Origin of the sequence: Serratia sp. 506_PEND (assembly GCF_001076875.1) — a bacterium.
GTDB lineage: Bacteria > Pseudomonadota > Gammaproteobacteria > Enterobacterales > Enterobacteriaceae > Serratia > Serratia marcescens.
Genome location: NZ_JVEL01000099.1, coordinates 1 through 228 on the forward strand (window position 1 = coordinate 1; position 228 = coordinate 228).

General features: G+C 57.0%; 1 pseudogene. It reads left to right on the forward strand.

What is annotated here, in order from left to right:
• Positions 1-228 (forward strand): annotated as a pseudogene (locus tag ADK28_RS32025) (hypothetical protein); the annotation flags it as partial.

Below are 228 nucleotides of genomic sequence, written 5' to 3' on the forward strand. Positions count from 1 at the left end.
TGATTGTGTCACCGGAGCAGGACGTACTGAAAAAAGAGATGCAGGTGCCGCCGGTAGTGTATTTCCGTTCTGATGATGCGGACGGAAGTGTGGCACCCGATATGGCGCAACTGCCCGCCGGCAGCATTATTGTCGGGCGCGAAAAAGGGACGCTGAAGCCGACGGTGCTGAAAATTAAGCCTCATAAGCCCCTGCGTCCGGCGTGGTTCTGGTTTGTCAGCGGGATGG